The sequence below is a fragment of the Stenotrophomonas sp. DR822 genome, from assembly GCF_019793815.1.
Classification (GTDB): Bacteria; Pseudomonadota; Gammaproteobacteria; order Xanthomonadales; family Xanthomonadaceae; genus Stenotrophomonas; species Stenotrophomonas indicatrix.
On sequence record NZ_CP081826.1, the window covers coordinates 4179666 to 4196189 of the forward strand.

Genomic DNA, 16524 nt, shown 5'->3' on the forward strand with positions numbered 1-16524 from the left:
GCACCGCTTGGGCTTTGTCCGCCGCTGGTTTAAGATCACGGGCAACCACATCCTGGAACCAAGGTGGCCCGCGCACTGCGCCGGCCGAGCGTGCGACATGAGCACTACCACCGCCCACTGTTGACCTGCCCCGAAGGCCCTGCATTCCAGGCGCCCTCGCGGCGCTTTTTTATTGCCCGGACGACAGCCCGGGAGCGCTTTCCAGCCCGCCACGACGGGCCCCGCATGAAGCCATTGCAATGATCACGATTACCCTTCCCGACGGCAGCCGCCGCGAATTCGAAAATCCCGTCAGCGTCATGGACGTCGCCCAGTCGATCGGCGCCGGCCTGGCCAAGGCCACCATCGCCGGTTCGGTGGATGGCGTGCTGGTCGATGCCAGTGACGTCATCGACCACGATGCGTCCCTGCGCATCATCACCGCCAAGGACGAGGAGGGCGTGGACATCATCCGCCACTCCAGCGCCCACCTGGTCGGCCACGCGGTCAAGCAGCTCTATCCGGACGTGAAGATGGTCATCGGCCCGGTGATCGCCGAGGGCTTTTACTACGACATCTACTCCGAGCGCCCGTTCACCCCGGACGACATGGCCGCGATTGAAAAGCGCATGGGCGAACTGATCGCGCAGGACTACGACGTCATCAAGAAGATGACGCCGCGTGCGGAAGTCATCGAGATCTTCAAGGCCCGTGGCGAGGACTACAAGCTGCGCCTGATCGAAGACATGTCCGACGACATCCAGGCGATGGGCATGTACTACCACCAGGAATACGTGGACATGTGCCGTGGTCCGCACGTGCCGAACACGCGCTTCCTGAAGGCCTTCAAGCTGACCCGCATTTCCGGCGCCTATTGGCGTGGCGATGCAAAGAACGAGCAGCTGCAGCGCATCTATGGCACCGCATGGGCCGACAAGAAGCAGCTCGAGGCTTACATCAAGCGCATCGAGGAAGCCGAGATGCGCGACCACCGTCGCATCGGCAAGCAGCAGGACCTGTTCCACCTGCAGGAAGAAGCACCGGGCCTGGTGTTCTGGCATCCCAAGGGCTGGGCGCTGTGGCAGGTGGTCGAGCAGTACATGCGCAAGGTCTACCGCAACAGCGGCTATGGCGAAGTGCGCTGCCCGCAGATCCTGGACGTGAGCCTGTGGAAGCAGTCCGGCCACTGGGACAACTACCAGGACAACATGTTCTTCACCGAATCGGAGAAGCGCACCTACGCGGTCAAGCCGATGAACTGCCCGGGCCACATCCAGGTGTTCAACCAGGGCCTGCACAGCTATCGCGACCTGCCGATCCGCTACGGTGAATTCGGTTCCTGCCACCGCAACGAGCCCTCCGGGGCGCTACACGGCATCCTGCGCGTGCGTGGCTTCACCCAGGACGACGGCCACGTGTTCTGCACCGAGGCGCAGATCGAATCGGAAGTGACCGCGTTCCACCAGCAGGCACTGGCGGTATACCAGCACTTCGGCTTCGACGAGATCCAGATCAAGATCGCCCTACGCCCGGAATCGCGCCTGGGTGACGATGCCACCTGGGACAAGGCCGAGGGCGCGCTGCGTTCGGCGCTGACCGCCTGTGGCGTGGAATGGCAGGAACTGCCGGGCGAGGGCGCCTTCTACGGCCCGAAGATCGAGTACCACCTGAAGGACGCCATCGGCCGCACCTGGCAGCTGGGCACCATGCAGGTCGATTTCATGATGCCCGGCCGTCTGGGCGCTGAATACGTGGACGAGAACAGCCAGAAGAAGCATCCGGTGATGCTGCACCGGGCCATCGTCGGCTCGATGGAGCGTTTCCTGGGCATCCTGATCGAGCACCATGCCGGCCAGTTCCCGGCCTGGCTGGCGCCGACCCAGGTGGTGGTGGCCAATATCACCGATGCGCAGGCTGAATACGTCTCTGCGGTGACCAAAAGCCTTGCGGATCAAGGCTTCCGCGTCAGCGCCGATTTGCGTAACGAGAAGATCGGCTATAAGATTCGCGAGCACACGCTGCAGCGCGTGCCGTACCTGCTGGTCATTGGTGACCGCGAGAAGGAAAACGGCGCTGTGGCGGTGCGTACGCGTTCTGGCGAAGATCTCGGCAGCATGAGCCTCCAGGCTTTCACCGAGCGGCTCCAGGCCGAGGGCGCGTAAACAAAGGTCCGGCCCGTGCGCATTGGCGCCCGGGCCGGGTTCGACACCCTTGGGAGATCGCAATATCAGTACCCCTGACAACAAACAGAACCGCAAGAATCAGGAAATCCGTGTGCCGCGCGTCCGCGTGATCGGCAGTGACGGAGAAATGATCGGCGTGTTGACGCGAGACGAAGCGTTGTCCATGGCCGAAGATGAAGGCCTGGACCTGGTCGAGATCCAGCCGCAGGCCGATCCGCCGGTGTGCAAGATCATGGACTTCGGCAAGTTCAAGTTCGAAGCCCAGAAGAAGGCCAGCGAGGCCAAGAAGAAGACCAAGCAGGTCGAGATCAAGGAAGTGAAGTTCCGTCCGGTCACGGACGAGGGCGACTACCAGATCAAGCTGCGCAAGATGCGCGGTTTCCTTGAAGAAGGCGACAAGATCAAGGTCAACATCCGTTTCCGTGGCCGTGAAATGAGCCATCAGGAACTGGGCCGCGAGATGGCTGGCCGGATCGAAGCCGATCTGGGCGAAGACATCGTCATCGAATCCCGTCCGCGCCTGGAAGGCCGTCAGATGGTGATGATGATCGCGCCGAAGAAGAAGACCTGACGCCTGACGGGCTGCCTCGCGGGGCGCCTGGCGGCTGAATGGATGAAGGTGAAGGGACGCCGCTGGCGTCCTTTTGCTTTTTGCGGGGCGGCAGGGCCGGACTCGGTGTGAAAACGGTGTGGGGGCTGGTTACAGGGCTGATTTGCCTGTATCATGCCCGGCTCGACCCACCCAGGACGGGTCGTACGCCGATCATGGCAGGACGGAAAGAGCGGCCCAGGCCGCCGCCAGATCAGTCAGAAACCAGGGTCATATCCCATCAAGGACATTGCAATGCCCAAGATCAAGACCAACCGGGCAGCGGCCAAGCGTTTCCGCAAGACCGCCTCGGGCAAGTACAAGTGCGGCCACGCCAACCGTAGCCACATCCTCACGAAGAAAGCGACCAAGCGTAAGCGTAACCTGCGTCAGACGAATCACGTCCGCGCAGAAGACGCAGGCCGTCTGGACCGCATGCTTCCCTACCTCTGAGGACTGATACATGGCACGAGTAAAGCGTGGCGTACAGGCGCGTCGCCGCCACAAGAAAATCCTTGATCTGGCGAAGGGCTACTACAATGCCCGTCGCAAGGTCTTCCGCGTCGCCAAGCAGGCGGTCATCAAGGCACAGCAGTACGCCTACATCGGCCGTAAGCAGAAGAAGCGCAACTTCCGTTCGCTGTGGATCACCCGCATCAACGCGGCTGCCCGCATCAACGGCCTGAGCTACAGCCGTTTCATGAACGGCCTGCTGAAGGCTGGCATCACCCTGGACCGCAAGGTTCTGGCTGACATCGCCGTGCACGACGCAGCTGGCTTTGCTGCACTGGCCGAAAAGGCCAAGGGCGCACTGGCGGCATAAGTCCTTCCCGATGCCGTTGCCGTTCACGGAGAACGGTGTCAGGTAGAGGCAATGCATGGGGAAGGGCGCAAGTCCTTCCCCATTCTTTTTTGTGCCGGGCGCAGCCGTGCAGATGGCGGGCGACCGGCAAGCGGTTGCGACGGCGCGGCCCTTCGCGCATCGCGATGGCAGACCGACTGGAGTTCCGGCTACCCATGAGCGACATCCAATCCCTCACTTCCCAGGCGCTGGCCGACGTGGCCGCCGCGCAGAGCCCGGACGCGCTGGAGCAGCTGCGCGTGGCCCTGCTTGGCAAGAGCGGCAGCATCACCTCGCAGCTCAAGCAGCTCGGTGCGCTGCCGGCCGACGAACGCAAGGCGGCCGGTGAGGCCATCAACCAGGCCCGCGACGCGCTGAGCAGCGCGCTGGGCGAGCGCAAGGCGGTGCTGGAAGATGCTGCGCTTGATGCGCGGCTGGCGGCCGAGGCGATCGACGTCACCTTGCCGGGCCGCAGTGGCGAACGCGCCGGCCTGCACCCGATCACCCGTACCCTCGAGCGCATCACCGGCATCTTCGGCCGGCTGGGCTACGAGTTGTCCGAAGGGCCGGAGATCGAGGACGACTGGCACAACTTCGAGGCGCTGAACTTCCCGCCGCACCATCCGGCGCGTGCCATGCATGACACCTTCTACTTCGGTGACGGCCGGCTGCTGCGCACGCATACCTCCGGTGTGCAGGTGCGCTACATGGGCGAGCACCAGCCGCCGCTGCGCATGATCGCCGCCGGCAAGGTCTACCGCAGCGACAGCGACCAGACCCACTCGCCGATGTTCCACCAGGTCGAAGGCCTGCTGGTCGACGAGCATTCGACCTTCGCCGACCTGAAGGGCACGCTGTCCGAGTTCGTGCGTGCGTTCTTCGAGCGCGATTTCGAGATGCGCTTCCGCCCCAGCTACTTCCCGTTCGTTGAACCCGGCGCGGAAGTGGACATCGCCTGGCAGCAGCCCGATGGCAGCACCCGCTGGCTGGAAGTGCTCGGCTGCGGCATGGTGCACCCGAACGTGCTGCGCAACGTCGGCATCGATCCGGAACGCTACACCGGCTTTGCCTTCGGCATGGGCGTGGAGCGTTTCGCGATGCTGCGCTACGGCGTCAACGACCTGCGCGCGTTCTTCGAGAACGACGTGCGCTTCCTCAAGCAGTTCGCGTAACGCATCAGGTAGCGCCGGGCCATGCCCGGCGGACTCAACAACGCAGGCCCAGGCGCAGGCGCCGGGCCCACCAGGGTAACCCCATGAAATTCTCCGAAAACTGGCTGCGCAGCCACGTCCCGACCACTGCCTCGCGCGATGAGCTCAGCGCGGTGCTGACCGCCATCGGCCTGGAAGTGGAAGAGGTGACCGCGCTTGGCGATGGCCTGCAGCACGTGGTCGTCGCGCGTATCGTCGAAGCCGAGCGCCATCCCGAAGCCGACCGCCTGCAGGTGTGCAGGGTTGATGCGGGGCAGGCCGAGCTGCTGCAGATCGTCTGTGGTGCGCCGAATGCACGACCGGGCCTGGTCGCGCCGCTGGCCATGGTCGGTGCGCAGATCGGTGAGTTGAAGATCAAGCCGGCCAAGCTGCGCGGCGTCGAATCCAACGGCATGCTGTGCTCGGCCAAGGAGCTGGGCCTGGACAACGATGCCTCGGGCCTGCTGGAGTTGCCCGATGACGCCCCGGTCGGCCAGACCCTGGTGGAGTACCTCGGCCTGCCGGATGCCAGCATCGAGATCAAGCTGACCCCCAACCGCGCCGACTGCTTCAGCATCCGCGGCATCGCCTATGACGTTGCCGCGGCGACGCGCAGCGAGGTGCTGGATTTCATCGCAGCACCGATTGCTGCCCAGAGCAGCCGCGAGTTGGCGATCCAGCTTGACGCCGGTGCCGAAGCGCCGCGCTATCTGGGTCGTGTCATCGAAGGTGTCAACGCCGCGGCGAAGACCCCGTTGTGGATGGCCGAGCGCCTGCGCCGCAGCGGCGTGCGCCCGGTATCGCTGCTGGTCGACATCACCCAGTACGTGATGCTCGAGCTGGGCCAGCCGATGCACGCCTACGATCTCGGCACCCTGCAGGGCACGATCGGCGTGCGTCGTTCGCGCGCAGGCGAAAGCCTGAAGCTGCTGGATGGCCGCGATGCTGCGCTGGACGACAGCTTCCTGGTGATCACCGACGCTGATCGCGCGGTCGGCCTGGCCGGCCTGATGGGCGGCTTCGACACGCGCGTCACCGATGCCACCACCGCCGTGTTCCTGGAAGCGGCGCACTTCGCGCCGGCCGCGATCATGGGCCGCGGCCGCAAGCTGGGCCTGCACACCGATGCCGGCCACCGCTTCGAGCGTGGCGTTGACCCGGCGCTGCCGCGTACTGCCATCGAATACGCCACCCGCCTGGTGCTGGACCTGGCCGGCGGTACCCCCGCACCGGTTACCGAAGCGGTACGGGAGGCCGACCTGCCGCAGCCGGCGACGATCCTGCTGCGCCGCGCGCGCATCACCCGCGTGCTGGGCATCACCATCGAAGACGCCGAAGTCGAGCGCATCCTGCGCGCGCTGGGCATGCAGGTGGTGGACGCTGGCGAAGGCTGGCAGGTCACCGCGCCGAGCCGCCGCTTCGACATCGCCATCGAAGAAGACCTGATCGAGGAGCTGGCCCGGATCCACGGTTATGAGCAGATCCCGACCACGCTGCCGGGTGGCGCATCGCGTGTCGCGATGCCGTCCGAGACCCAGCTGGACGCGCTGAGCGTGCGCCGCCAGCTGATCGCACGCGATCTGCAGGAAACCGTCAATTTCGCCTTCGTCGACGATGGCCTGCTGGGCCAGTGGCAGTTGCGCGAGGATCTGGTGCCGCTGGCCAACCCGCTGTCGGCCGAACTGGCGGTGATGCGCCCGTCGCTGCTGCCGGGCCTGGTCGCCACACTGGGCCGCAACGCCGCCCGCCAGCTCGGCCGGGTGCGACTGTTCGAACTCGGCCGCGTATTCGCGCAGCAGGCCGGAGATGGCCAGCCGGCGCCGCTGGAAACCCCGCGCGTGGCCGCTGCGGTCTGCGGTGAAGCGCAGGCGGTGCAGTGGGGCCTGCCGACCCGCAAGGTTGATTTCCATGACCTGAAGGGCGACCTGGAATCGCTGGCCGCGGCCAGTGGCGCGGTCCTGGAGTTCCGCCCATCCTCGCGTGCCTACGGTCATCCGGTGCGTTCGGCCGAGGTGTTCCGCGACGGCCTGGCCATCGGCTGGATCGGCCAGATCCACCCGCGCCTGGCCAAGGCGATGGACATCGACGTGGACGTGTACGCCTTCGAGCTGGATCTGGAAGCGCTGTCGGCCCGTGCGCTGCCGCGCGCCGGTGAACTGTCGCGCTACCCGGCAGTGCGCCGCGACCTGGCCTTCCTGGTGCCTGAACAGGTGGTCTGGAGTGACCTGGCCGCGACCATCCGCCAGGCTGCCGGTCCGCTGCTGCGCGAGCTGAACCTGTTCGATCGCTATGTCGGCCAGGGCGTCGAGCCGGGATTCAAGAGTCTCGCTATGGGCTTGATTTTGCAGGACAAGTCGCGCACTCTGACGGACCGCGACGTGGAAGCGGTAGTGGCCGAGGCGGTCACTGCCATCGAGCGTGAACACCACGCCCGGATCCGCGGCTGAGCGGGCAGCACTCGGGGGTAGCAGGCAATGGCATTGACCAAGGCGGAGATGGCGGAAAAGCTGTTCGACGAAGTCGGTCTGAACAAGCGGGAAGCCAAGGAATTCGTCGACGCGTTCTTCGATGTGCTGCGTGAAGCATTGGAACAGGGACGTCAGGTGAAGCTGTCGGGCTTTGGCAATTTCGACCTGCGGCGCAAGAACCAGCGCCCGGGTCGCAACCCCAAGACCGGCGAGGAAATTCCGATTTCCGCCCGTACGGTGGTTACCTTCCGTCCGGGCCAGAAGCTCAAGGAGAGGGTGGAAGCTTATGCTGGATCCGGGCAGTAACCGCGAACTTCCGCCGATTCCGGCCAAGCGCTACTTCACCATTGGTGAAGTCAGCGAACTGTGCGACGTCAAGCCGCACGTGCTGCGCTACTGGGAAACCGAGTTTCCCAGTCTCGAGCCGGCCAAGCGCCGTGGCAACCGTCGTTACTACCAGCGCCACGACGTGCTGATGGTGCGGCAGATCCGCAGCCTGTTGTACGAACAGGGCTACACCATCGGTGGCGCGCGCCTGCGCCTGGATGGTCCGGATGCGCGCGAGGAATCGGCCTTGAGCAACCAGATCATCAAGCAGGTGCGGATGGAACTGGAAGAAGTGCTGCAACTGCTGCGTCGCTGACCCATTTCCGCCGTAATCCGCTATACTTCACGGCCCGCCGCACTGGCGGGCACATCGCAGCATCAGTCGGGGCGTAGCGCAGCCTGGTAGCGCATCTGCCTGGGGGGCAGAGGGTCGTCGGTTCGAATCCGGCCGTCCCGACCACTGTGATGTAACAGACAAGCCTGCGCAGCGATGCGTGGGCTTTTTTGTTGCGGCGTTGTATCCTGCGCGCACTCGTACTACCGCGGCTGCTGAACCCGGTACTCACGAGAACACGATCATGGAAACGCAAAGGAACCGCGCCTGGAGGCGCTCGCAGTCGCGCCACCACGCTGGCGACCACACGGCAGCACCGTCGATCTTCAAGCCGGAAAAGAACTGGAAGCTGATGTATACGCGCGGCGACAAGCTGCTGCGGGCGCGCCAGCTGGGTTTCACCTATCCAGTGCTCAGCCCGCGGCAACTGCTGGACCAGGAATGTTGAACCTGTTGTTTGTCTGCAGTCGCAACCAGCTGCGCAGCCCCACCGCTGAAGCGATGTGGCAGCGCCGGCCAGGTATCAGTGCGCGCTCGGCAGGCACCAGCCCGCATGCGCGCCGGCCCATCAGCCCAGCGGATATCCGCTGGGCTGATGTCATCTTCGTGATGGAGCCCAAGCACCAGCATCGGCTGCAGGCGAATTTTGCCCGCCTGCTTGAGCACACGCCGCTGCACTGCCTGGATATCCCCGACGACTATCGCTGCATGGATCCGGCGCTGATGGCGCTGCTGGAAGCGAAGGTCGCGCCTTACCTCACATCGTCAGCAGCGAAGCGGTAGATCAACTCCGGATCGCCTTCGTCGAGGCCGTGCACGATGCCGCACTGCTGGAAACCAGCGGCTGCCAGCAGCCGCTGCATGTGGGCGTTGGATTGGTTGGTGGAGGTGAAAAGCCTGGCACCTGCGCTGCACGACGTGGCATGCAGAAGCAGCGCGCTGCCGACGCCGTTTCCGCGCAGTGGCGCGGTGACCATCAGCATCTCGATGAAGGCTTCACCGAAGAAGTGCCGGTGCTGGACCCGGTAGCCGGCCAGCGTGTCGTCGAGTTCGGCGACGTGCATGTGGCCATCCGCCAGCCATTGGCCGATCTGCACGGCACGCCGTGGGTCATCGGCCGCAACGCTGTCCAGGGCGATCAGTGCCGGAAGATCCGTGCACACGGCCGCGCGTATCCGAACTGCTGGCGCCCGCACGTTCATCGCCGACGGCTGCGCAGCAGCAAACCGCTGCCGCTGACCAGGCAGGCCAGAAGCGTGAGCAGCGACAGGGGCAGGTGGAATTCATCGCGACCGGCCGCAGCGAAGCCTGCATGGATGAGGGCTGTGCCGATACCCAGCGCGCCGCACAGCAGTGCGTAGCGGCGCGCAGAGCCCAGGCCGAGCACGACCTGACGGTAACCGTGCAGCAGTACGCCGATGGCAAGCAGATTGAAAAGCAGGAATCCCTGGATCCCGCCGGGCACCTGGAACATCCGCCACTCCTGCCAGAACGCGGCATCGATCTGATGCAGCAGCAAGGACATCATCGTTGCCAGGTACCAGCGTTCCATGCGGTGTTTCCTGCTGCGGGAGCTTCATTCTAGCGATGATGGGCCCGCAGCCATCGCACTCAGTAGACGCGGAATTCGGCGCGGCAGCCGTCGCTGACCCATACACCGCGTCGGTCCCAGCCCCAGTTGCGGTCCTCGGTGCAGGGGGTGACCGATTTCTGCTTGACCAGCCGCACGTCATGACGGACGCGGATGCGGCACTGTTTCTCCTTGTTTTCGTAGGATTCGCAGACCAGGCGCTCGCCATCGCGATCACGGTCACGGTCACGCCCACGCCCGGGCCAGCGGCCACGTCCGCGTTCTTCGGCGACGAATTCGGCGCGGCAGCCGTCGGTAACCCACAGCATGCCGCGGCGCTGTCCCCAGTTGTCATCTTCAACGCATCGCGTCACCGACAGCTGCCGCGCCAGTCGCGCGCGTCCTTCGAACGGGCACTGCTGGGTCTTGTTGAAGTGCGATTCGCAGGTCGTGCGCGGTGACGATTCGCTGTCGTAATCCTGGGCCGAGACGGTCGTTGCGGCCAGCAGCAGGGCAAGTGCAGAGCCGCCCAAGGGCAGTAGCAGGCGAAGGCTCATTGAAACCTCGGTTTGGGGATGGGACGCAAGAATGGCGCACGTATGGCGCTCTGCGACGACCGCGGGCTGCGCTGGCTCAGGACGGATTTATAAGTGTGCGACGGCGCATGCAGGGCGTTACATCCCGTATCATCCCGGGCACATCCGATTGCATCGGTTTACAGTTTTTTACACGTTCCAGCGCTTTCGGATGCGGCTTTCGGGCCTCGCCCGTGGCTGCTGGCACGGGTGCGGACAAGGATGTGCGGACCACGACGACCACAGGGGGTTGCGTTGATCAGCAGTATCGTCATTCATCGGTCGGCCGGCACAGGCGCGGCCGACGTGCAGGTCCTGGACACGACGTTCAAGGGCAAGCGTGTTTTTGTTGCCTGGGGCCTGCGTGGCCTGGAACTGACCCGCGAAGCCGAGCCGGAAGATACGGTTGCGGCCCGCGATGCCCTGCGCCGGGTTTCCCGCCAGGCCGACGGGCCGCGCAGCGGCGAGATCTTCATTGCCAGCCAATCGGGCGTGGCCATCAGTGTCTACCGGATGCTGACCGAAGCCCGCAGCGGCGACGCCGTGTTCTTCCTGTGCGATTCGCCACCGGTGGTGGAATGGCTGGTCACTTCGCTGGAAGTGCAACCCGAATCGCCTGCGTGACCGGACGCCTGACCGTGCAGTCGAGCCTGTTCGACTGCACCCCGCCGTGGGTTACGCCAACGCTGCGTCCACTGCCGCGCGCGCATGCAGGGTCGTGGTGTCGAACAGGGGCACCGGGCTGTCTTCGGCGCGTACCAGCAGCATGATCTCGGTACAGCCGAGGATGATCGCCTCGGCACCGCGGGCAACGAGGCGTTCAATCACTTCGACGTACACCTGCCGTGATCGCTCGTTGACCACCCCGGCGATCAACTCCTCGTAGATGATCGCGTGTACCTCGCGGCGGTCATCGGCCTCCGGAACCAGTACCTCCAGGCCGAAGCGCTCGCTCAGGCGGCCACGGTAGAAGTCTTCCTCCATGGTGAAGGCGGTGCCGAGCAGGCCGACGCGCTGCAGACCGGCCTGCACGATCGCCGTGGCGGTCGGGTCGGCGATATGCAGCAACGGCAGCGGGCAGGCCGCCTCGATCTCAGCAACGAGTTTGTGCATGGTGTTGGTGCAGATCAGCAGCAGGTCGACGCCACCGGCCTGCAGCCGCTGTGCGGCATCGACCATCTCGTTGCCCAGGGCATCCCAGTCGCCGTCGTGCTGCAGCTGCTTGATGCGGGCGAAATCCAGCGACCACATCAGCAACTGCGCCGAATGCGCGCCGCCCAGCCGCGCGCGTACCTCTTCGTTGATGAGGCGGTAGTACTGCGCCGAACTTTCCCAGCTCATGCCACCGATCAGGCCAAGCGTCTTCATGCGTGTCTCCGTGCCGGGGAAGCGCCATTGCAGCACAACATGGGCCAGGACGTGCAATTGTGGATGGACCCGTCGCAGCAGCTGCCGGCGGGCCTGATCGGCGTGATAATGGGGTACGACAGGCAGAGGGCAGGGCGATGGGCGAATGCTGTGGCTGCGGCAAGACGCTGGATGTGGCAGCCATGCAGGCGCGCCACCGGCGCGTGCTGTGGATCGTCCTGCTGATCAACCTGGCGACCTTCCTGATGATGGTCGGCGCGTCATGGCACAGCCATTCGTCCTCGTTGCTCTCCGGTGCGCTGGACAACCTGGGCGATGCGGCCACCTACCTGCTGAGCCTGCTGGTGGTGGGGGCCGGCGTGGCGGCCAAGGCGCGGGTTGCGTTGTTCAAGGGCGTGCTGATCCTGGCTGCGGCCGTGGCAGTGGCGGCACAGATCGGATGGCGGCTGGCGCATCCGCAGGTTCCCCTGTTCGAGAGCATGGGCCTGGCCGCGCTGTTGAACCTGGCTGCCAACGGTGTCTGCCTGTGGCTGCTGACGCCGTATCGCACTGATGACGTGAACCTGGCATCGGCCTGGGAATGCGCACGCAACGATATCTTCGAGGGCGTTTCGGTGGTGCTGGCGGCGGGGCTGGTGGCGCTGTTCGGTGCCGGTTGGCCGGACCTGCTGGTCGCCATCGCGCTGCTGGTCGTGTTCCTGCGCTCGGCGCTGCGGGTGCTGCGCATCGCGATGACCGGGCTGCGCGCATCGCGCATTGCCACCGGCTGAGCCGCAGCAGCTGTAACCGTCGAATCGACCCCGGACTGTACATGGTGGTGACAGCCGCTGCGCACTATCCTTGCAGGGATTATTACGGTGGATGAAGTGATGGCCCTGCATACCTGGTGGTGGTTCCTGGCGACAGTCTTCGTGCTGTGTGGCACGCCGGGCCCGAACATGCTGCACATCCTGGGGCGCAGCGTCGGCCTGGGCTTCCGTCGCAGCGTGCCGGCCATGGCCGGTTGCCTGCTGGCGATGCTGCTGGTGCTTGCGGCGTCCGCAGCCGGCCTGAGCGCGGTGCTGCGATCATCGCCGATGCTGTTCGATGTGCTGCGTTACCTGGGTGTGGCCTACCTCGCCTGGCTGGGCATCAAGGCGTGGCGGGACAGCTACCGGCAGGCGCCGGTGGCGACAGACGTCGATGCAGCAGCGCTGGCGCCGGTGCACGGTGCCTGGGCAGTGTTCCGTGGTGGCCTGCTGGTGGGGTTGAGCAATCCCAAGCTGCTGCTGTTCGCCGCCGCGTTCCTGCCGCAGTTCGTCGACCCCGCGCGTGGCCAGGCCGTGCAGTACACGGTGCTGGTGGCGACCTTCGCCACCTGCGAACTGTTCTGGTACGTGATGTATGCCGCAGGCGGGCATGGGCTGCGCCGTTGGCTGGCAAAGCCATTTGCGCAACGCTGGTTCGAACGCCTGGTCGGCAGCGTGTTCCTCGCTTTCGCAGTGGCGCTGCTGCGCTTCCGGCCGCGCTGAGCGGGTTCGTTTCACGCCGCGCCTGCGACCTGTTCACGCGTGTGGCATCGCGGCGTACCTAACCTGATCCCACCTTCAGTATTCCCGCCAGGGAGAGGATCGACATGATCAAGTGGGCCATCATTTTCGCCATCATCGGCCTGATCGCCGGTGCGCTGGGTTTCGGCGGCATCGCCGGCGCTGCCGTGGGCATCGCCAAGTTCCTGTTCTGGGCCGGCATCATCATTGCTGTCGTACTTTTCGTGCTTGGCATGACCGTCGCCAAGAAGGTCGCCTAGCCCGGGTGTTCGTGCAGCAGCGCGTTCAATGCGTGCTGCTGTGCGAGAACAGGTTGATGACCAGCACGCCGGCACAGATCAGGCCGATGCCGATCAGCGCCGGAGCGTCCAGGCGCTGCTTGAACACCAGCAGTCCGATCAGCGAAATCAGCACGATGCCGACGCCGGACCAGATCGCATAGGCGATGCCGGTGGGGATCGACTTCATCGTCAGCGACAGCAGGTAGAAGCACACACCGTAACCGGCAAGCGCGCCCAGCGTGGGACCGAGCCGGGTCATGCCTTCCGATGCCTTGAGCAGGGACGTGGCGATCACCTCCAGCACGATCGCACCGGCCAGGTAGACATATGGGTTCATCGAATCCTCCTGCTCATGCCGGTTCGCACAGCTTAATTGCCTCGAGGGCCACAGCCTGGGCATTCTGGCGCTCGTTTTCATCCAGCGGCCGCCCATCGGCGGTGACCCGGTAGCCATCGGCAACGCGAGCGTGCCCCGTATCCACGTGCGCCAGTGGACCGGCAGCGCCTGCTCAAGCATGTTGCCCGATGTCGTTGCTCTGCTCCTGCAGCAGGGCATCGGAAACGAAACCGAAGGGACGCTTTGATTATGGTGCGAGGGGATGCGCCGGACTGCACCATCAGGCCACGAGGGTCATTGCAGATAGAACGCGATGCCGGTGCCGAGCTGCAGGTCGGGGCTGTTGCGATTGAGGCCCAGATCGAAAGAGGCGTCCAACTGCACGTTCGGTCGCAGCATCCAGGTCAGGCCTGCGCCGGCGATAGCCTGGTCGGGTTGCTGGTTGGCGTGGGTGAAACCGGCTTGGAGATAGGTGCCAAGCCGCTCGGTCACGCTCAACGAAAGGCTGGGCGACCAGGTGGTGCTGCGCTGGCCGGCGCCCCGCTGATGACTGCCATACAGCGCGCCGCTCCAGCGGTCGTTGAAGCTGTGCTCGGCGCTGGCGGCCAGCGCGTACTGGCGGCCGTCGCTGAAGGCTGCATCGCCACGCGCGATCACCCCGCTGGCCAGCAGCGCCCAGGCCGTGCGCTCGGTACTGCCGGGACCTGCCCATTTCACTCCGACGGTGCTGTCGCCGGCGCCGCGCTGCTGCGTGCGCGGCATGCCGGGGCCACGTTCTCGCTGGCGCTGCCATGGCGTGGACGCCAGTTGCAGTTCCCAGCCCGGCGCCAGCCCGGTGCGCAGCAGCAGGTCGCTGGACAGCGTCGTCGTGCGCAGGCCGTCGCGATCACGCTCACGTTGATAGCTGGGCAGGCCCAGTTCGACGGCAAGGCCGCCACGCGGCACCGTGTCGGTGCCGAAGCCGATGCCGGGACGATCGAAGCTGGGAGGTTCCGCGCCCAGCACCGGGGTACTGGCCAGCGACAGGGCGATCAACAGGGTGTGGCGCATGCGGGTTCCGTCTCGCAGGGGGCCTTCAGCATACCCGGCGATACCGTGCGCGCGGCGTGAGCCGCACCGCTCAGTCGCTGATGCGGGCGAAACGCGCCTGCGGGCCGTGCTCGCCGGGCACCTGCTCGATGAACATCGAATAGGGGCGCACCCACAGGCCGCCCTCGCCATACAAAGCGCGATAGAGAACCATCGGCTGCAGCGTCTCACTGCTGCGGACGATGTCGATCACCTCGTACTCGCCACCTTTGAAGTGGCGGTAGCGGCCAGGTGCCAGCGCGGGCAGCGGGGTCAGGTTGGTCATTGGCGGGCCCGTTACCTGCGTGCCGGCGACGCCGGGGTGGCGCAGTAGGCATCGATGGCTTCGGCGGTGTTGGCCAGGCCCTGCGCCTGCGCCAGTTCCCACGGGCGCTCGCAGCGCTGGCTGTGTTCGCACCACTGATAGCCGGCCGAACCGATGCAACCGTGCGCATCGCGGTCGCCACCGACCACGGGTGTGGCGGCGTCATGGGTGACGGGTTTTTCCGGGCTGGCACACGCAGCAAGGGCCAGCAGCGGGATCAGCAACAGGACTTTCATGGGCGCGGCTCCGTGCCGTAAACCGACAGTCTGTTCGGTCCCGTCAGCAGCGGCAAGCATGGCTGGCCGATCCTCAACTCAGCGATGCGCGGATCAGTTCCTCGATCAGTACCACGTAGCTGGCGGCGAAATAGAACTTCAGCAGCGTCGAACGCTGCAGTGGAAGCGAGGTGCGCATGTGGAAGGGGCCCCTGTTGATGACGATAGTGTGAAGCGCGGCTGACTTCGTGACAAGGGTCACGGAACGGGTTTCCTAAATGGCCTCAGGGATGTGATGGGGGGCGCTTTCTGAGAGGAGGATGCGGAGTTTTCGGATAAATCCGATAGGTCTTCCCCGAGGCGCTGGCTAGGCTGGTCGGGCATCGGAGATCGGCCTTGTGCCGGTCCCCGATTTCCCAGAACCGCAGGAGCCCACCATGGTCATCACTGTCCAATGCAACGCCCAGCGCTGGTCCGTCCTGGATCCGCAGACACGCGCGACTGAAGACTTCAGCAGCGGTGCGGCCGCCTTCGACGCCGCCGTCTCGCGGGCCAGCGAACATCATTGCCGTACCGGCCAGCACAGCATCGTCCGCGTGGAAGCGCTGGGCACCGCGGTCGACGCGCTGCACTTCGGCCGCTGAGCCACCGCAGCCGCAGTCAGTTGCGGTTGGGTTGGTTGAATGGGGGAAAAACCACCGTCGCGGCTCCCTCTGTGCGCCACGCCGGGAATCCTTGATGCTTGCCTCCACCGTATTCACCTGGAGACAAGGGATGGGCAAGGGACTCACTTGGCGCACCGTGGCGTGCACCGTGTTGCCGATGATGGCTGCCGCTGGCGGCGTGCAGGCGCAGAACTATGGCTACGACGATCGCTACGACGATCGTGGTGGCAATGGCATCGTGCGCTGCGAATCGGTCAAGAACCGCAGCAACGAGTGCCGGCTGGAAGGGCGTGCGCGCATGATCCGCCAGTTGTCCGGCTCCCCCTGCGTGGAAGGTGAGACCTGGGGCCAGTCCCGTTACGGTGTCTGGGTTACCCAGGGCTGCCGTGCCGAATTCGTCGGTGAATACCGGCGGCCGGGCGGTGGCGGCGGTGGTTGGGGTGGCGGTGGTGGCAACGGCTGGGGCGGCAGCCAGTGGGGTGGTGGCGGCCAGGTGATTGCCTGCCATTCCAATGACCGGCGCCAGCAGTACTGCGACGCGCAGGTTCGTCGCGGCGTGCGGCTGGTACGACAGGAATCGCGCAGTGCCTGCATCGAAGGCCAGACCTGGGGCTGGGACCGCCGTGGCATCTGGGTCAGCAATGGCTGCAGGGCCCAGTTCCAGGTGAACTGAGCGGCTG

General features: G+C 65.3%; 24 protein-coding genes and 1 tRNA gene. 17 read left to right on the top strand and 8 right to left on the bottom strand.

The genetic code is table 11. From position 1 onward, the window contains the following. Positions 1–239: 239 nt before the first annotated feature. The 11 genes from thrS to K5K93_RS18925 all read left to right on the top strand — a co-directional run bounded on the left by thrS (position 240) and on the right by K5K93_RS18925 (position 8694). Entirely contained in the window at positions 240–2141 is a 1902-nt protein-coding gene (gene thrS, locus K5K93_RS18875) for a threonine--tRNA ligase (protein ID WP_093820576.1), read from the top strand. 49 nt (positions 2142–2190) lie between these two features. After that, positions 2191–2733, top strand: a complete 543-nt coding sequence (gene infC / locus K5K93_RS18880; protein WP_025876259.1) for a translation initiation factor IF-3 — start codon at positions 2191–2193, stop codon at positions 2731–2733. A gap of 273 nt (positions 2734–3006) precedes the next feature. Further along, a complete protein-coding gene (gene rpmI, locus K5K93_RS18885) occupies positions 3007–3204 on the top strand; it encodes a 50S ribosomal protein L35 (RefSeq protein WP_002811096.1) in 198 nt (65 codons plus the stop codon). 10 nt (positions 3205–3214) lie between these two features. Continuing rightward, positions 3215–3574: a 50S ribosomal protein L20 gene (gene rplT / locus K5K93_RS18890; RefSeq protein WP_005410435.1), complete on the top strand. Its 360-nt coding sequence runs from the start codon at positions 3215–3217 to the stop codon at positions 3572–3574. A gap of 194 nt (positions 3575–3768) precedes the next feature. Beyond that, positions 3769–4764 (top strand): phenylalanine--tRNA ligase subunit alpha, encoded by a 996-nt coding sequence (gene pheS / locus K5K93_RS18895; RefSeq protein WP_222388687.1) that lies wholly within the window; start codon positions 3769–3771, stop codon positions 4762–4764. A gap of 83 nt (positions 4765–4847) precedes the next feature. Beyond that, positions 4848–7229: a phenylalanine--tRNA ligase subunit beta gene (pheT, locus tag K5K93_RS18900; protein ID WP_222388688.1), complete on the top strand. Its 2382-nt coding sequence runs from the start codon at positions 4848–4850 to the stop codon at positions 7227–7229. Between the two features lie 27 nt (positions 7230–7256). Continuing rightward, positions 7257–7556 (top strand): integration host factor subunit alpha, encoded by a 300-nt coding sequence (locus tag K5K93_RS18905; RefSeq protein ID WP_005410432.1) that lies wholly within the window; start codon positions 7257–7259, stop codon positions 7554–7556. Beyond that, entirely contained in the window at positions 7537–7893 is a 357-nt protein-coding gene (locus tag K5K93_RS18910; RefSeq protein WP_005410431.1) for a MerR family transcriptional regulator, read from the top strand. Before K5K93_RS18905 ends, K5K93_RS18910 begins: the two co-directional genes overlap by 20 nt. A 67-nt stretch (positions 7894–7960) precedes the next feature. Then, a tRNA-Pro gene (locus tag K5K93_RS18915) sits at positions 7961–8037 on the top strand. 118 nt (positions 8038–8155) lie between these two features. Continuing rightward, on the top strand, positions 8156–8359 hold the full coding sequence (locus K5K93_RS18920) for a hypothetical protein (protein WP_025876303.1): 204 nt from the start codon (positions 8156–8158) through the stop codon (positions 8357–8359). Then, on the top strand, positions 8353–8694 hold the full coding sequence (locus K5K93_RS18925; protein WP_093820570.1) for a phosphotyrosine protein phosphatase: 342 nt from the start codon (positions 8353–8355) through the stop codon (positions 8692–8694). The genes K5K93_RS18920 and K5K93_RS18925 overlap by 7 nt, the downstream gene beginning before the upstream one ends. On the opposite strand, the gene K5K93_RS18930 is transcribed toward K5K93_RS18925, so the two are convergent. The 3 genes from K5K93_RS18930 to K5K93_RS18940 all read right to left on the bottom strand — a co-directional run bounded on the left by K5K93_RS18930 (position 8664) and on the right by K5K93_RS18940 (position 10038). Beyond that, on the bottom strand, positions 8664–9113 hold the full coding sequence (locus K5K93_RS18930) for a GNAT family N-acetyltransferase (RefSeq protein ID WP_222388689.1): 450 nt from the start codon (positions 9111–9113) through the stop codon (positions 8664–8666). The two genes, K5K93_RS18925 and K5K93_RS18930, sit on opposite strands and share 31 nt — an antisense overlap. Continuing rightward, positions 9110–9436, bottom strand: a complete 327-nt coding sequence (locus K5K93_RS18935; protein WP_223495865.1) for a DUF6713 family protein — start codon at positions 9434–9436, stop codon at positions 9110–9112. The genes K5K93_RS18930 and K5K93_RS18935 overlap by 4 nt, the downstream gene beginning before the upstream one ends. Positions 9437–9522: 86 nt before the next feature. Further along, complete coding sequence (locus K5K93_RS18940; protein ID WP_222388691.1) at positions 9523–10038, bottom strand: DUF3011 domain-containing protein; 516 nt, start codon at positions 10036–10038, stop codon at positions 9523–9525. A 273-nt stretch (positions 10039–10311) separates the two neighbouring features. Here K5K93_RS18940 and K5K93_RS18945 point away from each other — a divergent pair, with 273 nt between their 5' ends. Then, positions 10312–10680, top strand: a complete 369-nt coding sequence (locus tag K5K93_RS18945) for a hypothetical protein (RefSeq protein ID WP_258954381.1) — start codon at positions 10312–10314, stop codon at positions 10678–10680. A gap of 51 nt (positions 10681–10731) precedes the next feature. On the opposite strand, the gene K5K93_RS18950 is transcribed toward K5K93_RS18945, so the two are convergent. Next, positions 10732–11424, bottom strand: a complete 693-nt coding sequence (locus tag K5K93_RS18950; RefSeq protein WP_222388693.1) for an aspartate/glutamate racemase family protein — start codon at positions 11422–11424, stop codon at positions 10732–10734. A gap of 137 nt (positions 11425–11561) precedes the next feature. On the opposite strand from K5K93_RS18950, the gene K5K93_RS18955 reads away from it, so the two are divergent. From K5K93_RS18955 to K5K93_RS18965, 3 genes are all read left to right on the top strand, one after another. Then, positions 11562–12194, top strand: a complete 633-nt coding sequence (locus K5K93_RS18955; RefSeq protein ID WP_222388694.1) for a cation transporter — start codon at positions 11562–11564, stop codon at positions 12192–12194. Positions 12195–12293: 99 nt separating this feature from the next. Next, complete coding sequence (locus K5K93_RS18960) at positions 12294–12935, top strand: LysE family translocator (protein ID WP_032978625.1); 642 nt, start codon at positions 12294–12296, stop codon at positions 12933–12935. A gap of 104 nt (positions 12936–13039) precedes the next feature. Then, positions 13040–13213 (top strand): DUF1328 domain-containing protein, encoded by a 174-nt coding sequence (locus K5K93_RS18965; protein WP_025876319.1) that lies wholly within the window; start codon positions 13040–13042, stop codon positions 13211–13213. 25 nt (positions 13214–13238) lie between these two features. On the opposite strand, the gene K5K93_RS18970 is transcribed toward K5K93_RS18965, so the two are convergent. The 4 genes from K5K93_RS18970 to K5K93_RS18985 all read right to left on the bottom strand — a co-directional run bounded on the left by K5K93_RS18970 (position 13239) and on the right by K5K93_RS18985 (position 15200). Further along, positions 13239–13571, bottom strand: a complete 333-nt coding sequence (locus K5K93_RS18970; protein WP_088101305.1) for an SMR family transporter — start codon at positions 13569–13571, stop codon at positions 13239–13241. Positions 13572–13865: 294 nt separating this feature from the next. Beyond that, on the bottom strand, positions 13866–14621 hold the full coding sequence (locus K5K93_RS18975; RefSeq protein WP_222388695.1) for a transporter: 756 nt from the start codon (positions 14619–14621) through the stop codon (positions 13866–13868). 70 nt (positions 14622–14691) lie between these two features. Continuing rightward, positions 14692–14925 (bottom strand): DUF1653 domain-containing protein, encoded by a 234-nt coding sequence (locus tag K5K93_RS18980; protein WP_222388696.1) that lies wholly within the window; start codon positions 14923–14925, stop codon positions 14692–14694. A gap of 11 nt (positions 14926–14936) precedes the next feature. Further along, a complete protein-coding gene (locus K5K93_RS18985; RefSeq protein WP_093820557.1) occupies positions 14937–15200 on the bottom strand; it encodes a hypothetical protein in 264 nt (87 codons plus the stop codon). A 416-nt stretch (positions 15201–15616) separates the two neighbouring features. On the opposite strand from K5K93_RS18985, the gene K5K93_RS18990 reads away from it, so the two are divergent. Together K5K93_RS18990 and K5K93_RS18995 are read left to right on the top strand one after the other, a co-directional pair. Continuing rightward, positions 15617–15823 (top strand): hypothetical protein, encoded by a 207-nt coding sequence (locus K5K93_RS18990; RefSeq protein ID WP_093820553.1) that lies wholly within the window; start codon positions 15617–15619, stop codon positions 15821–15823. A gap of 130 nt (positions 15824–15953) precedes the next feature. Further along, positions 15954–16517, top strand: coding sequence for a DUF3011 domain-containing protein (locus K5K93_RS18995; protein ID WP_222391124.1), 564 nt, complete (start codon positions 15954–15956; stop codon positions 16515–16517). Positions 16518–16524 lie beyond the last annotated feature (7 nt).